Source organism: Halomonas sp. 113 (assembly GCF_904067645.1).
Taxonomy (GTDB): domain Bacteria; phylum Pseudomonadota; class Gammaproteobacteria; order Pseudomonadales; family Halomonadaceae; genus Vreelandella; species Vreelandella titanicae.
The window spans coordinates 3,591,170-3,605,233 of sequence record NZ_LR881453.1; the positions used below are offsets into that span (position 1 = coordinate 3,591,170).

Sequence of the window (14,064 nt, forward strand, 5' to 3'; positions counted from 1 at the left end):
ACCGCACCATACCAGAAAGTGCTCGGGGCTGCGCCGCCATCACAGTGACATCAGGTTGCCAGGGGCACAAAGGTAGCCTGACTCAGCGTGGCTAAATCCCCCGGGGCCAGCTCGATTTCAAGTCCACGACGCCCGGCGCTTACATAGATACTGGCAAAGCTTTCGGCAGAGTGATCAATAAAAGTGGCCAAGCGCTTTTTCTGACCCAGCGGGCTAACACCGCCCAGCACATAACCGGTTGTGCGCTCTACTTCCGACGGTTCCGCCATGGTCGCTTTCTTTGCGCCGGCGGCTTTAGCGATCTGCTTTAACCCTAGTTGGCCATTCACCGGCACAATGCCTACCGCCAGCTGTTTGCCATCCAGCTTGACCACTAAGGTTTTAAAAACCTGCTCCACCGCGACGCCCAGTTTTTCCGCCGCCTCCAATCCATAGGAGTGCGCGGTGGCGTCGTGATCGTACTCATGGATTTGAAAGGCAATGCCTGCGTGTTTTGCACTATTGATAGCCGGTGTCATGGCGTTCTCTTCATTAATAGCGTTGATACGATGACTTTACTGAATGGCACACTTCGCCCGATAGGTTAATAGCGCGACAGGCAAATGGAAGTCAACCGGTGGCTGAGCATGAATGTTAGCACGCTATAAATGGAAAGCTGAGCGCCAGCTACTATGCTTAAAGATGCAATGCTCAATAGTGCAGTAGGTAAACGGAAGCTAAATGAAAGGAGTTCAACAATGCCAGCAACCTCCAAGGCGCAACAGAAAGCGGCGGGCGCGGCACTATCCGCTAAGCGCGGAGAAACCAAGCCCAGTGAACTTTATGGTTCGTCTAAAGAGATGTATGACTCCATGAGCGAGGAGGAGCTAGAAGATTTCGCGAGTACACAGCGCAAAGGCAAACCGGAAAAGAAACAGGATTAACTATCCTCTTTGATATAAAACCGCCAGCTTAGCGAAGCTGGCGGTTTTGGTTTTACTAACGACTACTGCTTGCAAGGCACCACTTTACGCAGGGTGTCTTTTGCCCATAACGTTTGGCCATCCGGCGTACGGCCATGCTCATTCCAACGTTCGGCGGTTTCCAGGCAGAACGATCCGGCGCTTTCAACGCTCGCATCGCGGTTAGCCGGGCGCTCACCGCCAATCCGCATAACGTCAGGATTGTCGGTAGTATAACTTGGCGCAATGGTAGAGCTTGCACAGCCAGCGACCAGTGCGGTCAGTAGCAGTACGGGTAAACAGCGGCGCAGTGGCATGTTTTTACAACCCTCAACGTAGCACTATTAAGCCGACACCTATTGTCGGTAGCGCTAAATAGCACTGCCTGTAACAGAACGTCAATCTTTTTTCACCCTTCTCAGCCAGCGACTAAGGTAAGACTGGTAATAGGGCGCAGGTTTAGCCGTTTACAGCGCTTCTCTACACTCTCCACTATCTCTTGAGCGTCGTCGAACTGCTGCTTGTCGAGCTGGATATCGACCATTAAAAAGCTGCCCACCTGGGCCAGGCGCACATCGTCGGCAGAGACATCAAAGTCAGCTATATCCTCCACCACATCGCGTCGCACGCTGCTGCATGAACCGCCAAACATCAGCTCACGCAGTGCTCCCTTCACCATGCGAACCGGCATGGGCAAGAAGTAGCCTGCAATGATCAGCACCATCACCGGGTCGGCAAAGCGCGCGTAGCTGGCCCATGGCGACTGGGTTAACACCCAGGTAAGCCCAAACCCCAACATGACAGCGGCACTTAGCCAGGTATCCATCTGCCACTGTCGTAGCTCGGCGGTCAACAGCGAAGAGCGCGCTACACCGGCGTAGCGCGCCAGCCACCACCAAGTTAATAAACAACCCGTGACGTTGACCACACCAAACATCAGCGCCAAATCCAGCGTGACCAACCGCCCACCATCGAGCAGGCTCCATAGCGCGGAGACCAATGACACGATACACACTATCGCGATCACTACGCCTTTGAGCAGCACTGCAAGCGGCTCTACCGTCAGCCGCCCAAAGGGGTAGTGTTCATCCGCAGGTTTACGCGCCTGCTGAAGTGCAAACAGAGACAACGATGCCAGCACAAGGCTCAGCAGCGAGTAGCCGCTGTCAAAAAGAATCGTTATAGAACCGCTGGACAGCCCTAGCGTAAGCCCGGCAAACGCAAATAGGCTGGCTGAAATGGCTGAAAATCTTAGCGCACGGCGCTCGGCAACAAAGGGGGTCACGCGGATAACTCCATCACTTTAAGCGAATTATGCGCCATAATAGAGAAGAGTTATGACAATCACGAATCGCTCAGCGCCAAGTTAACTGGCGCTCAAAGCGCTAAACGAGGCGACTATGCGTGCAGAACAGGTACAGGCCTTTATTGATGTCACCGAGCATGGCTCCTTTGCCGCAGCAGCAAGACATACCGGCCTTAAACGGAGCACACTGAGTGCCGCCGTCAATGCGCTTGAGGATAGCCTGGGCGTGACGCTATTTGAGCGTTCGGGCAATAGCCTAACGCTCACCGCCGTGGGCGATAGCGTGCTTCCTGACTGCTACCGCCTGCTGACCAGCGCAAGCCGAATCAAAAAACACTGCCACCAGCATTTGCAGGGCGTTGAAAGCCAACTCGGCATCGCCCGTGATGACGCCCTGCCCGAGGTGTTTTGGCGTCAGGTAATGCATGATTTAAAACAGCAGTTTCCGCTAACCGCGATTTCAGTGTACCTAGTGCCACCCCAGGAACACACCCAGTTTGTGCAGCGCCAAACGGTGGATATTGCCTTCGGTCTGTATACCGCTGAAGGCATTGATACCAACGCGGCCAACCTTGCTCCCGTCAGCATGCGTTTAGTGGCAGCGCCCCATCACCCTTTAAGTCGCCTCCCTAGCGTTAACCGCGACGACTTGGCCCAGTACACCCAAGTGTGTTTGACCTACGTACAGGATGACAAGCTGATCAGCGAGGCGCTGTTTTCAGGTAATTATCTGGGTTTAACCATGTTTGAGGTGATCCGCGATGCCGTCATCAACGCGACCGGCTGGGCGCTGCTGCCTTACCCGCTGGTTAAAGGCGCCCTAGAGGCAGGCACGCTCTGCACGCTAAATCACGATCTAGTGCTAGACAGCCACTATTACCGCTATGTGGAGAGCGATAACCGCGGCGTGGTGGCCACCGCCTTGTTAAACAAAGTGGCGCACTTCTTAGCTTCCCAGAACTGAGCCCTGGGCGAATACCAGGCTAACACTCAGGACTTGCTGACATATCGTTGAAATCTTTTTATGGAAAAAAACACCAAAGCCTTCCACGCTATTACAAAGAGCTAAATAAGGAGCCGCCAGGACACGCCACGTGAGGAACACTGGCAAGTGTCATCTGGGCGTAATACGCACCTGCCAGTGTCGATGTTGCCGTCAACCAAGGAGTGATTCCAACGATGGTACGACTCGATAAGAAAGCCACTCGGCTGTATGTGTTGGACACCAATGTCCTCATTCATGACCCCACCGCGCTCTACCACTTCGATGAGCACGACGTTGTTATCCCCATGACCGTCCTGGAGGAACTTGATAAGCACAAAAATGGTGTACGTGAAATTGCCCGCACGGCTCGCCAAATCAGCCGTACGCTCTCCGACCTTACCAGCCAAGTCACCTTTGATGAGATCCAACGCGGTATCCCGATTCCCCGTATCAGCGGCGACACAGGACGCCTGCACTTTTTATGCTACAACGATTTAAAGCTCTTTGACGCCCTCGACGATAGCCCCGATAACCGCATACTGGCAGAGACCTGCCGCCTTCGCGAAGAACGCCCCGACGCCTCGGTCATCCTGATTACCAAAGATATCAACCTCCGCGTTAAAGCCGCCGCGCTGAAAGTGCCCGTTGAGGATTACCTCAACGATCGCGCCTTCTCCGACAGCGACGCCATGATTGAGGGCGCCCAGGTCTACGCCTCCGCTGGCCAGCATGGCGCTTCACTGTGGGAAGCGTTGAATGTTGATGTCACAGTGGAACGACTCGATCACCACACTTTCTACCAACTCACCGGCACTATGCCCCGCCACTGGCACGTGGGCATGCTGGTCTCGGATAGCGAAAACGGGGCGGAGTTCGAAGCAATCGTTCGTGAACTGGGGCCCTCTTCGGCGCGCCTGCAATTGCTGACGAACTATCGCCACCACGCGGGCGTTTGGGGCGTTCACGCCCACGACAGCCGGCAAAACTTCACATTAAATCTACTCATGGATCCCGATATTGATCTGGTTACCATTGCGGGTAATGCCGGTACGGGTAAAACTTTTATGACCCTGGCCGCCGCCTTTCAGCAAACCCTGGATGCCAAGCTGTTTGAGCGTATTGTGTTTACCCGAGCGCCAATCCCCATGGGGGAAGACATTGGTTTTCTACCCGGCACCGAGGAGGAGAAGATGTCACCGTGGATGGGTGCCTTCCACGACAATATGGATAACCTGCTGCGCAACGAGGAGGGAGAAACCAGTTGGGATAACGGCGCCACGCGGCAGTTGATTGGTTCACGGGTACAAATCCGCTCGCCGAGCTTTATGCGCGGTCGTACCCTAAACGACACCTTTTTAATCATTGATGAGGCGCAAAACTTCACCCCCAAACAGCTTAAATCGCTAGTAACACGGGCGGGGCGCAATACCAAAATCGTCTGCCTGGGCAATGTCGGGCAGATTGACACCCCCTACCTTACCGCCAACACCTGCGGCATGGCCGCAGTGGTGGAGCGCTTCCGTGATTGGCCCCATGCCGGGCATATTACGCTGAAAAGTGTTGAACGCTCGCGCTTGGCCCTGGCGGCGGAAGAACTGCTTTAAGCTTTCTTCTTTAAATCTGCTTTTGTTAAAACCAACTGCCTCCCACCGCTGGTGGGAGGTGCTTTTCTACACCCTCAGGTATCGTTACTCTCCTCAATGTCCTTCCATGGCCGGGGGGCGCCAATGGTGTCCGCGGCAAACGCCTCGCGCTCCCCTAACGGACGCGCCTCGCCAATGGTGGTGTCGGTGAAGGTTTGGCGCTCCATCTCACAGTTGATCTCCGCACCCAACAGCACCACAAAGGCGGAAAGCCAGAACCAGATCATGAGCGCCACCACCGCCCCCAACGAACCGTACAGCTCACTAAACATAGAAAAGTAGCGTACATAGAGCGAAAGTCCGCCGGAGCCCAACAACCACATCACCGTCGCCAGCAGCGTCCCATAGCTTAACCAACTCCACTGAGCTGAGCGCCGATAAGGGGCGTAACGGTAGAGCAGCGCAATTAGCATACTCATTACCACCAACAGCGCTGGCCAGCGTAGCCATTGCAGGATTTGATCCAACGGAGGATTAATCGCCAAGGAGTTGACCAGCACCGGTACGATGGCAATAAACGCTAGCGAGATCAGCGTCATAAAAATCAAACCAAAAGTCAGCGCGACCAATACCGTACTACGGTGTAACAGGCTGCGTTTTTCAGTTTCGCCGTACACCACGTTAAGGCCAATAACCAGCACCGCCACCCCTTTGGAAGCGATAAACATCGCAATCAGCAGCCCGGCTAAAGCACCCAGGAAATTACCCGATTCCGCACTCTCCACGACCTTTTGAGCCTGCTGATCAATCAGCTTGGCAGCATCCGGCGGCATAAAGCGGCTGATTTCATACAACTGCTGACCGGCTTCATAAGGGTCAAACAGTAATCCCCAGAGAGAAATGACCGCCGCGATAGTGGGAAACAGTGCCAGCAAGGCGTAGAACGCCACACCGGCGGCCAACATGGTAATGCGGTTACGACGAGCGGCGCGCACTACCCGCCAGGTAATATCTTGCCAACCCCGCTGGGGAATATCACCGGGTACCTGCGCACGGCGACCGCGCGGGAGCTTACCCATAGCAAGCTCCTGACAAGCACAGTCCACACAACCATCTCATTACTGACCTTCCCACATCATTAGTGCCACAAGTAGTACGGCAAGCAACATCATCAACCCACTGACATGGTGACGCAACCAGGACTCCGTCGACAACAGGCGAGTTAAATGGCCCATCAACACCTCTTCTGTTTTTTGTGCGCTTGCCACGCTTGTCGCTTTAAGCTCGGCGCAGCAGTGCCCAAGTCGACGTATCGGCACCAATGCAGCGCCGACAATCCCCGCATAGAGCCACCATAGATCTCCCGCGGGGAGGGATTTACCCTTAAGCGGGCGCGTTAATAGCCAGCCCACCCCGGCGAAAAGTACCCCCACCGGGAATGGCCACATAATCCCCAACCACTCTTTCAGCGGCGGCATCTCAATACTGCCCGCAGGGAGGGGAAGCCAAAGTGGCGTGAACAGCGCTGCCGCTATGGCAACTAACCAGGCGCCCCACTGCTCTCGGTTACTGCCTCCTTTATGGCGCTGCTGCCACTGACGCCATAAAGCAACGCTTACCAGAGCCGCCGTGCCAACAGCCGCCCAGCTGAGCAGTTTGATTAACGATTCATGGTGCATTTCGTAGAGTGGACTCTTCACCCCCCACTTGCTGATCATGCCCGCCCCAATGGCACCCGCCAGCGAGATACCCGGCAGTGCCAGCAAACCCCAGACCAACGGCAGCGGCCACCGGGGTAGATGCTCACTGATACTGGTGCCCATAAACAGTGAGCCTTTGGCCAGCGCGTGGTGGGCAGCAAACAGCACCAAGCCTGGCCACAGCAACGGCCACACCTCTGGCGCGACTAATCCCATGGCCACCAAAGCAGTCATCATGCCCATCTGGCTGATACTGGAGTAGGCTAAAACAGCTTTAGGATGACGCTGAAAAACGCCATACAGCGCGGCGCCAAACGCTGCCGCCAGCCCTGCCATTAACATGATGTTGCCAAACTGGGCTAAGGAAGCTGAAATCTGCTCATCACCTAACGGCAGCACACTAATCCAGCCCAGCAGCCCTGCTTTAATCATCGCTCCGCTAAGCACCGCGCTGGCAGGGGCCGGTGCCACCGGGTGAGCTAACGGTAGCCATACGTGTAAGCCAATAGCCCCTGCTTTCACGCCAAAGCCCAAGCACAACAAGGCGGCCATCCATGCGCCTTGCTCTGCGACTAAAATGCCTTCACGCAGGCCTTGCAACGTTAATGTGTCAGCTTCACCGGCTGCCCATAGAAAGCCGCCTATAATAAGCCCTTCACCCACCACGGCTAACATCAAATAGGCCTTGGCCCCCAGCCGCGCCTCTGCGGTACCGCTATGCACTACCAGTGCGTAGGCGGCGAAGGTCATCAGCGCAAAGCCTAGATAAAAACTGGCGATATCCTGGGCAATAATCAGTAGTACGTTGCCCAGCAGTGTCAGCGGCCAAAGCAGCGCTAAGCGCAACAGGCGTCGCTGAGTATCCTGATCCCCCTCCAGGGCCTTCGCCTGTTCCGTCGCAAAATAGCCCCTCGCGTGGATGGCTGCCAACCCCCAGAGCAGCGCGGTAAACGCAAGCCAGGGGCGGCTTAGCGAGTTAAGCGCCCATTCGCCGCCTAGCATCCAGGCATCCATCGTCCACTGCGCTTCACCGCCATAGGCTAGCAGCAGCGCTGGCCAAGCGGCGCTTAGCCATAGTGCTGAAAAATAGCTCTGATAAGCAGCCGGAGCGCGGTAGGCGCTCCATAGCGTCCAGCCGATGACGACCAGCGGCCAAAGTAGCGCCAGGGCAAGCAGCATGGTCATCATGGCAGATACTCCCCGTTGGCTACCCGAGCCGCCCAATCCAAGGGGCTAAAGGGGAGCCCGGCAAACAGCCCGGCCCCCAAACTCACCAAGGCGGTAAACACCATCGGTAACAGCAGCCAACTATGAGTTTCAAAACGGCCTAGACGCTGCTCTTTGGGCCAACTGCCTTTGCCATGGGCAGGCCCTGAACGGAACCATAAGCGGTGCACAATGGGCAAAAAGTACATGGCATTGAGGGTACTGCTCGCCACTAGCACGGCGACGACCCAGTACATCTCGGCCTGAATCGCGCCAACGCCGAGGTACCACTTGGTAATAAACCCCGCAACGGGCGGAAGGCCAATCATGCCAAACGCGCCGATAGTAAACGCGATGCTGGTCAACGGCATACGTTTACCGGCGCCATCCATTTCATCAATACGATGGATCCCCAGCTCTTCGGCATAGTTGCCCGCACAGAAGAATAGCGTGACCTTCATTAAGCCCTGATGCAGCAAGTGCGCTAAAGCACCGACGGTGCCGAAAGGGCCAAACAGGCCTATACCGAGAATGACATAGGAGACCTGACTGACGGTGGAGAACGCTAGGCGGGGCTTGAGCTCCTCTTGGGCAATGGCCCTTAATGAACCATAAATAATCGTAAATGAGGCAGCTACCGCCAGCGTGGTAATAACACCAAGCTCCACGCTCAGCTCAATGCCAAACAGGTCGTAAACTACCCGCAGAATCCCGAAAGCCCCCGCCTTCACCACCGCTACCGCGTGTAGCAGCGCACTCACCGGCGCGGGGGCGACCATCGCCCTGGGTAGCCACCCATGCAGAGGTACCATGGCCGTTTTTACCGCCAACCCACCCACTAGCAGGGCAAATATTAGCGTTAGCAGACCGCGATGATCGTTTAAATAGTCGCCCAACCCCTCTTCTGAGGAGAATGACTGATCCCCGGTCAGGCTATATAGCAACACGGTGCCAAGCAGCAGTACCACTCCAGCGCTTAAGGTGTAGCGCAAATAGACACGCCCTGCATCGAGTGCTTGCTGGGTACCGTTGTGAACCACCAAGGGGTAGGTGGAGAGCGTCAACATTTCGTAGAAAATCAGGAAGGTAAACAGGTTATCAGCCAGCGCAATGCCGATCGTGCTCGCAACGCAGAGGCTAAAAAAGCCAAAAAAGCGCTTCCGGTTAGCTGAACCTTCCAAGTAGCCAATGGCGTAGATGGTGGTGCATAGCCACAACAGTGACGATAGTCCAGCAAACATCACCCCCAGTGCATCGCTGCGCAGTACAAAATCAACGCCACCGATCACTTGAAAGCTAAAAATATCCTCATGCCCCGCGGCGACCCGCCTGACCATAAGAGTAACCAGAATAATCTTAACCACTGCCGCCGCTAGGTTAATCGTCGTGCGCAGCCGCCGGGCGTCTTCCGGCAGCGCAAAGATAATCACCACCACCAATAGCGAAGTGGCCAGAGCCGTTAGCGGTAACCAGGCGGCGTTCATGGGCTACCTCCATGCATCAATTCCAGCGGAAAATGCGCCAATAGCCCTAGAGCGAACGCAATCAGAGCAAGCGTTAGTGCGATCAGATCCATGCCCGGCGCCAAGGGTTGATAACGATGCCGTGGGGCCGTCTCATCAAAGCAGTAGCGAAACATGCGAAATATATAGGCAGCAGTGAGTAGCGTACCGGTTAAAAGCGCGGCCACCGCCCACCACTGCTGGGATATCACCATCGCCTGTAGCAGCATCCACTTGGCGGTAAACCCCGAGCTGGGCGGCAGCCCCATCAAAGTAATGGAGGCAATACCAAACACTAATAGCGAAAGCGGCAAGCGGCGGCTGGTACCGGCCAGGCCTTTGAGCGTACTCTCCCCGGTGGCCAGTATCAGGTTGCCTGCGGCCATAAACATGGCGGCTTTAGCAAAGGCATGGCCCATTAGCTGCAGCCAGAACCCTTCCCAAGCCAAAGCGCGGGTTAGCGGGGCAATATCCGGCCCCAGTAGTAGCGGAAAAGCCACCATCAGGTAACCCAGCTGACCTACGGTAGAAGAAGCGACCAGGGTTTTAAGTGAATCGGTACGCCACGCCAGTAACCCGCCCCATACAATCGCCAGCAGGCCTAACCAAGCGATAACACGCGGGGCGTAGAACGTATCGGGGAGCAGAATGCTCCACAGCTGCAGCAATATAAACAGCGACGCTTTGATCACCAGCGCCGCATGCAGCGCGCTCACCGGTGTCCAAGCATTCTCGTGGACAGGAGTCAGCCAGGCATGCAGTGGAAACAGAGCGGCTTTCAAGGCCAGCCCGGCGCCTATCAATGCGGCGGCAAACCACGCCACTGGCCCAGGCTCGACGACCTCAGCCAAGCCCTGCAAATCCAACCGCCCCCAATGGCCCAAAATCAGCGCCACGCCGAGTAGGTAGGTTAACGAGCCCATCAGGGCCAAGAGCAAATAGCGCATTCCCGCCACTAGCGCAGCCACCTTGCCCGACAGCATCAGCATGCCGACCGCCGCAAGGCCCATCAGCTCCAGCCCGGCATAGAGGGTCAACAGGTCAGTGGCCAACCAAATTAACGAAAGCGCACTCAGCACTACGCCCATCAGCGGCCACAGCCAGCGTGCCAACGGCCCGGTTTCGCTTAAGCGCAGATACCCTGGCGTATAGAGCGCTGTCGCAACGCCAATCACCTGAGTCATTAATAGCAACAGCACGCTCAGCCCGTTTAAGCGCAGCGACAGCTGAACGCCTGCTATGTCCCAATGCCAGCGCAGTAGTCCCGCTTGATCGTAAGCAGATAGCAGCATTAGCCCAGAAGCCAACACCGGAACACTCGCCAGCACCACGGGCCATGCCCGCTTAGGGGGGAATAGTGCCGCCAGCATGCCCAGCAGCAGGGGTAAGCCAAGCGCAACTAACAGCGCCCAGTGGGTAGGGAGAAGGGGTTCAAAGGTGCTATCGAAAAGGCCAAAGCGCCAAATCATGTGGCGCCCTCTTCAGTTCGACCGTCACGCCCCAAAGCCTCGACCCCTTCGATATGCAAAAGCTGCCGAATCAACAGCGCACCCAGCATTGACCCCAGCCAGGCGACTAGCAGCCCTACACTAATTAACGCCTGAGCAGTCGCCGAGGTGCCTGCCACGCCAGCCAGTAGTATAAATACCGCCGAGCCGAGCAGATTAAACGCCAGCAGCCGACGCAGCAGATGACGGTGTAGCGCAAACGCCCCTAAGGCGGTAGCGGCAATCACTACTCCAGCAACAAGCAGCGGATGCTCTGACGGTGCATACGCCATATCGGCGACGACATAGCGAATCGCGGCGCCGACCATGACAAACCAAGCCAGTGCCAACAACACCCGCATCGCCACCCGCGACCAAGGCTCGCTGAATTTATCGCGCTCTAAAGGTGAGGAAGCGCCGGGTAAGACATGGCCCAGGGCATAAAAAAAGCAGGGCCCGGTTAACCCTACCCCTAGCACCAGCTCGACAGCCGCCAGCCAGGGGGCACCGAGCTGCCACCAGGCCGCAGTCATTGCGGCCGTAAAAGCCACAAAAAAGTAGCAGGCGCGCACCAGGTGGCGGTCAAACAGGCATACTAGCGCTGATGCCGTGAGGAACAGCGCCAGCAGCACTTCTATTGCGTCAAAAGATTCTATTGCATCTAAGGAGGCTGTCATTCGTTTTCGCTACATCCTTGCATCGGTCACGAATAGGCGCTTAGTGTAGGCGAGAACTCAGCCACTTGCCGATATCATTCACCTGCTGGGGGCAGAGCGCATGGGCCATGGGGTATTGACGGTAGTTGACCGCGTAACCCATCTCTTTCAAGCGGTCGGCTCCGCTACGACCCAGGCTTTCAGGCACAATGGGGTCAAAGTTACCGTGCTGCACTTCTATAGGGATTTGACGATTGGCTTCCGCCAGGTCGATATTGTCCGCGGTCGCGAAGTAGGTCGACATGGCCAATAAGCCCCCTAGCGGCGCTGGGAAAGTCAGCGCGGCGTGGTAGGCAACAGCACCACCCTGCGAAAAGCCCGCCACAATAATACGTTGGCTATCGATGCCCTGGTCGATCTGCTCTTGAATCAGCACTTGGATTCGCTCAGCAGATTTCTTGAGCTGGATCTCATCGACCCGACGCCCCAAATCCATGGCCAAAATATCGTACCAAGCGGGCATCACCATACCGCCATTAATCGTCACCGGCAGCCGTGGCGCATGGGGCATGATAAAGCGTACGTGGGAATCTTTAGGCAGCGCTAACGCGGGCACCAAGGGTTCAAAATCGTGCCCATCCGCGCCTAAGCCGTGAATAATAAACACACAGGCATCGGCGGGTTGACCATCTTTCGGCTCAATAATCAGTTCGCCAGGAGCAGTCATGACATCGTATTCCTTATTCAAAAAGGGCCACCCTAGCGCAAACCCGCGTTAACAGCGAGCCATGGCATGCTTAAAAAGGTCACGCCACGCTTAAAAGGGCCACACGAGGGGAATCAAAACGAGCGCTATGGCACCCGTCAGTATATTTAATCCACCGCCCAACCGTAGAAAATCACTCACCCGGTAACCACCCGGGCCATATACCATCAGGTTGGTTTGGTAGCCGATGGGGGTTAGAAAGCTCGCTGAGGCGGCAAACATTACCGCCACCACATAGGGCATCGGGCTCGCGCCCAAGCTTTCGGCTGCGCTCATCACCACCGGAAAAATAATCACTGCCGCTGCATTGTTGGTCACCAGCTCGGTGAGTAGCGCCACCACGCAGTAAGTGCCTACTAACAGTAGCAAAGGGTTCCCGGCCACTAAGGTGAGCACTCCGCCGGCCATTACCTCGGCAGCACCAGAGCTTTGCAGCGCGGCCCCCACCCCAAACGACGCGGCAATGGTGAGCAACACCTGGGTATCCAAGCCACGCTTGGCGGCGCCCACCGAACAGCAGCCCGTGAGTAGCGCCAATGCCGCCCCCAACATGGCAGCGTTGAGCATACTCAGCACCCCGAAGGCGGCGAGCAGCACGGCGCCTAACAGCACTCCCCACGCTAGCGGCGCTTTCTCATGGATCGGCCGCGCCGCGCCATTCAACTCACTAATCAGCAAAAAATCCCGCGACTGGCGGTGCCGCTCAATAAAAGGCGGCCGCGCCTCCAGCAGCAGCACATCGGCAGGCTGCAGCCGCACTTGGCCAAGATTACCCTTAACCCGTTCACCGCCACGGCAGATCGCCAGCACTGCTGCCCCATAAAGGGTTCTAAAGTGACCATCGCGAATACGCTGGCCAATAAACTGGCACTGATTTGAGACCACCGCTTCGACCAATCGACGCTCTTTAAACTCTTTCTCCAAACTGGAAGTACCATCACGGGAAGGGATTAAGCCGCGAATTTGCTGCAACTCCACCGCCGCATCAGAGGTACCTGCAAACACCAGCCGATCGCCACCTTTTAGCTGCTCGCCAGGCCCAACAACACTAACCACGTTGCCTGCGCGCTCAATCTCAACCAGAAACAACTCCTGCAGGTGGCGTAGTCCCGCCTCTTCGACAGTGCGATCCACCAACACGCCTGACGGGTCGACTTCCATTTCGATAGTGAATTCGCGTGGGTTGGCAAACGCATTGGCCAGCCCTTCCCTGGCAGGCAACAACCGCGGCCCGAGCAAAATAAGATAGCCAAGCCCTACGACGGCGACGGGAACACCGACCCAGGCCAAATCCAACAGGCCCATACCGAGTTTTGGGTAACGCTCCAGCAATAGCCCGTGCACCACCAAGTTCGTGCTGGTACCAAAGAGCGTGATGGTGCCGCCGAGGATAGATGCGAAGCTGAGCGGCATCAGCAACCGCTGGGGAGACAAGCGTAGCCGACGGCTCCAGCTCAGGACCGCGGGAATATAGGTAGCAACGACGGGGGTATTATTGACAAAGCCGCTAAGCGAAGCCACCGGCAGCAACAGGCGAACCAGCGCGCCCCGCTCGCTCTTGGGCCGTTTGAGCACATAGCGAATGATCAGGTCGATGCCGCCGGTTTCACGAATGCTGGCCACCAGCACATACATAAACGCCACGGTAAACAGGCCGCTATTGGAGAAGCCCCCTAGCGCCTGCTGGGGATCAATCACCCCCAGCGTCATTAGCACAATAACCGCGCCCAACAAGATAATGTCCGGCCCCAGGCGTGAAAAGGCCATCAACGGGAAGATGGTGAGCACCACCCCGACCGCTATCCAAGCATCCAGCGACATAACCACGACATCCTTAACAAATAAGCATGGCGGTATTGTGAAGCCAATCGCATATTCTAAAAAGTTATTTTTAGAAACATTTAAAGATCAAAATGGAATATGAGGTGTGAG

General features: G+C 56.3%; 13 protein-coding genes. 3 read left to right on the forward strand and 10 right to left on the reverse strand.

What is annotated here, in order from left to right:
- Nucleotides 1–50: 50 nt before the first annotated feature.
- Entirely contained in the window at nt 51–518 is a 468-nt protein-coding gene (gene ybaK / locus YERSI8AC_RS17000) for a Cys-tRNA(Pro) deacylase (RefSeq protein WP_022522462.1), read from the reverse strand.
- Between the two features lie 219 nt (nt 519–737).
- Here ybaK and YERSI8AC_RS17005 point away from each other — a divergent pair, with 219 nt between their 5' ends.
- Nucleotides 738–923, forward strand: a complete 186-nt coding sequence (locus YERSI8AC_RS17005; protein WP_022522460.1) for a DUF3008 family protein — start codon at nt 738–740, stop codon at nt 921–923.
- A gap of 62 nt (nt 924–985) precedes the next feature.
- On the opposite strand, the gene YERSI8AC_RS17010 is transcribed toward YERSI8AC_RS17005, so the two are convergent.
- Both YERSI8AC_RS17010 and YERSI8AC_RS17015 read right to left on the reverse strand, forming a co-directional pair.
- Nucleotides 986–1,258: a hypothetical protein gene (locus tag YERSI8AC_RS17010; RefSeq protein WP_022522459.1), complete on the reverse strand. Its 273-nt coding sequence runs from the start codon at nt 1,256–1,258 to the stop codon at nt 986–988.
- Between the two features lie 101 nt (nt 1,259–1,359).
- Complete coding sequence (locus YERSI8AC_RS17015; protein WP_159177157.1) at nt 1,360–2,226, reverse strand: cation diffusion facilitator family transporter; 867 nt, start codon at nt 2,224–2,226, stop codon at nt 1,360–1,362.
- 115 nt (nt 2,227–2,341) lie between these two features.
- Here YERSI8AC_RS17015 and YERSI8AC_RS17020 point away from each other — a divergent pair, with 115 nt between their 5' ends.
- Complete coding sequence (locus YERSI8AC_RS17020) at nt 2,342–3,211, forward strand: LysR family transcriptional regulator (RefSeq protein WP_159177159.1); 870 nt, start codon at nt 2,342–2,344, stop codon at nt 3,209–3,211.
- A gap of 215 nt (nt 3,212–3,426) precedes the next feature.
- A complete protein-coding gene (locus tag YERSI8AC_RS17025) occupies nt 3,427–4,836 on the forward strand; it encodes a PhoH family protein (RefSeq protein ID WP_022522457.1) in 1,410 nt (469 codons plus the stop codon).
- A 74-nt stretch (nt 4,837–4,910) separates the two neighbouring features.
- On the opposite strand, the gene YERSI8AC_RS17030 is transcribed toward YERSI8AC_RS17025, so the two are convergent.
- The 7 genes from YERSI8AC_RS17030 to YERSI8AC_RS17060 all read right to left on the reverse strand — a co-directional run bounded on the left by YERSI8AC_RS17030 (nt 4,911) and on the right by YERSI8AC_RS17060 (nt 13,953).
- Nucleotides 4,911–5,894: a YihY/virulence factor BrkB family protein gene (locus tag YERSI8AC_RS17030; RefSeq protein WP_159177161.1), complete on the reverse strand. Its 984-nt coding sequence runs from the start codon at nt 5,892–5,894 to the stop codon at nt 4,911–4,913.
- Between the two features lie 39 nt (nt 5,895–5,933).
- Nucleotides 5,934–7,703, reverse strand: coding sequence for a complex I subunit 5 family protein (locus YERSI8AC_RS17035; RefSeq protein ID WP_159177162.1), 1,770 nt, complete (start codon nt 7,701–7,703; stop codon nt 5,934–5,936).
- On the reverse strand, nt 7,700–9,205 hold the full coding sequence (locus YERSI8AC_RS17040; RefSeq protein WP_159177164.1) for a complex I subunit 5 family protein: 1,506 nt from the start codon (nt 9,203–9,205) through the stop codon (nt 7,700–7,702). The genes YERSI8AC_RS17035 and YERSI8AC_RS17040 overlap by 4 nt, the downstream gene beginning before the upstream one ends.
- Entirely contained in the window at nt 9,202–10,692 is a 1,491-nt protein-coding gene (locus YERSI8AC_RS17045) for a complex I subunit 5 family protein (protein ID WP_159177165.1), read from the reverse strand. The genes YERSI8AC_RS17040 and YERSI8AC_RS17045 overlap by 4 nt, the downstream gene beginning before the upstream one ends.
- Nucleotides 10,689–11,387 (reverse strand): hypothetical protein, encoded by a 699-nt coding sequence (locus YERSI8AC_RS17050; protein ID WP_022522452.1) that lies wholly within the window; start codon nt 11,385–11,387, stop codon nt 10,689–10,691. Before YERSI8AC_RS17050 ends, YERSI8AC_RS17045 begins: the two co-directional genes overlap by 4 nt.
- Nucleotides 11,388–11,427: 40 nt before the next feature.
- On the reverse strand, nt 11,428–12,093 hold the full coding sequence (locus tag YERSI8AC_RS17055; protein WP_159177167.1) for an alpha/beta hydrolase: 666 nt from the start codon (nt 12,091–12,093) through the stop codon (nt 11,428–11,430).
- A 90-nt stretch (nt 12,094–12,183) separates the two neighbouring features.
- Nucleotides 12,184–13,953 carry an SLC13 family permease gene (locus YERSI8AC_RS17060; protein WP_022522450.1) on the reverse strand — a complete coding sequence of 590 codons (1,770 nt, stop codon included), beginning with the start codon at nt 13,951–13,953 and terminating at the stop codon, nt 12,184–12,186.
- Between the last annotated feature and the right edge of the window lie 111 nt (nt 13,954–14,064).

Bases quoted from the DNA above. Each gene is read 5' to 3' on its own strand.
- ybaK (WP_022522462.1), bottom strand. From the start codon at position 518: ATGACACCGGCTATCAATAGTGCAAAACACGCAGGCATTGCCTTTCAA.
- YERSI8AC_RS17005 (WP_022522460.1), top strand. From the start codon at position 738: ATGCCAGCAACCTCCAAGGCGCAACAGAAAGCGGCGGGCGCGGCACTA.
- YERSI8AC_RS17010 (WP_022522459.1), bottom strand. From the start codon at position 1,258: ATGCCACTGCGCCGCTGTTTACCCGTACTGCTACTGACCGCACTGGTC.
- YERSI8AC_RS17020 (WP_159177159.1), top strand. From the start codon at position 2,342: ATGCGTGCAGAACAGGTACAGGCCTTTATTGATGTCACCGAGCATGGC.
- YERSI8AC_RS17025 (WP_022522457.1), top strand. From the start codon at position 3,427: ATGGTACGACTCGATAAGAAAGCCACTCGGCTGTATGTGTTGGACACC.
- YERSI8AC_RS17030 (WP_159177161.1), bottom strand. From the start codon at position 5,894: ATGGGTAAGCTCCCGCGCGGTCGCCGTGCGCAGGTACCCGGTGATATT.
- YERSI8AC_RS17035 (WP_159177162.1), bottom strand. From the start codon at position 7,703: ATGATGACCATGCTGCTTGCCCTGGCGCTACTTTGGCCGCTGGTCGTC.
- YERSI8AC_RS17040 (WP_159177164.1), bottom strand. From the start codon at position 9,205: ATGAACGCCGCCTGGTTACCGCTAACGGCTCTGGCCACTTCGCTATTG.
- YERSI8AC_RS17045 (WP_159177165.1), bottom strand. From the start codon at position 10,692: ATGATTTGGCGCTTTGGCCTTTTCGATAGCACCTTTGAACCCCTTCTC.
- YERSI8AC_RS17050 (WP_022522452.1), bottom strand. From the start codon at position 11,387: ATGACAGCCTCCTTAGATGCAATAGAATCTTTTGACGCAATAGAAGTG.
- YERSI8AC_RS17055 (WP_159177167.1), bottom strand. From the start codon at position 12,093: ATGACTGCTCCTGGCGAACTGATTATTGAGCCGAAAGATGGTCAACCC.
- YERSI8AC_RS17060 (WP_022522450.1), bottom strand. From the start codon at position 13,953: ATGTCGCTGGATGCTTGGATAGCGGTCGGGGTGGTGCTCACCATCTTC.